We start from the raw sequence: 1,037 nt of genomic DNA, 5'->3' as shown, positions 1-1,037 counted from the left end.
CTGGTGGCGGGGTCCGTGCTGGTGGTGCGGCGGCGGTGGCCGATCGCGGTGGTGCTGGTGGCGATCGCCGTGACACCGGCCGAGATGGCCTTCCTTATGGGCATCGTGTCGCTCTACACACTGGCCGCGTCGGAGGTGCCGCGCCGGATCACGGTGGTGCTGGCGGGCATGTCGCTGGCGGGCACGCTGATCGTGACGTACGTACGCACCCAGCAGGACGTGTCGAACGCGGCGGACGGGGACTTCCGGCCCGGCCCCTGGTACGTACCGCTCGTGTCGCTGTTCATGTCGCTCGGCCTGACCGGGCCGCCGGTGCTGTACGGGCTCTACATAGGGGCGCGGCGGCGGTTGATGGAGAGCTTGCGGGAACGGGCGGATTCGCTGGAGCGGGAGCTGTCGCTCCTGGCGGACCGGGCGGAGGAGCGGGCCGAGTGGGCGCGTACGGAGGAGCGGACGCGGATCGCGCGCGAGATGCACGACGTGGTCGCGCACCGGGTGAGCCTGATGGTGGTGCACGCGGCGGCGCTCCAGGCGGTGGCGCTGAAGGATCCCGCCAAGGCGGTGAAGAACGCGGCGCTGGTCGGGGACATGGGGCGGCAGGCGCTGACCGAGCTGCGTCAGATGCTCGGGGTGCTGCGTGCGGGGGACGCGGGGCAGCGCGACGGCGAGACCTCGTCAGCGGTGCCGCTGGCGGCGGTCGGTGCGGCGGCGGCCGCTGTCGCGGCGGCCGAGGCGGAGGACGGGCCGTGCCTGGCCGATCTGGAGGCGTTGGTGGGGCAGTCGCGGCAGGCCGGGATGGTGGTGGAGTTCTCGGTGGAGGGTGATCCGGTCGACTGCGGGGCGCTGGTCGAGCAGACGGCGTACCGGGTGGTGCAGGAGGCCCTGACGAACGTGCACAAGCACGCGGCGGGTGCGAAGACGTGGGTGCGGCTCGCGCATCGCGGTTCGGAGGTCGCGATGCAGGTGGAGAACGGGCCGTCGGACGGCGGGACGGCGGACGCGGGGCTGCCGAGCGGGGGGAACGGGCCTGGCTCTTA

1 protein-coding gene is annotated in these 1,037 nt (G+C 73.1%); it reads left to right on the top strand.

What is annotated here, in order from left to right; genetic code table 11:
- Positions 1 to 1,037, top strand: a 1,037-nt coding sequence (locus E2E34_RS34560; protein ID WP_138905750.1) for a sensor histidine kinase, incomplete at both ends; no start/stop codon positions are given.

The sequence above is a fragment of the Streptomyces albidochromogenes genome, assembly GCF_005981925.1.
GTDB classification, from domain to species: Bacteria; Actinomycetota; Actinomycetes; order Streptomycetales; family Streptomycetaceae; genus Streptomyces; species Streptomyces albidochromogenes.
Note: the sequence above shows the minus strand (reverse complement) of the source record. Positions and strands in the feature narration are given on the sequence as shown.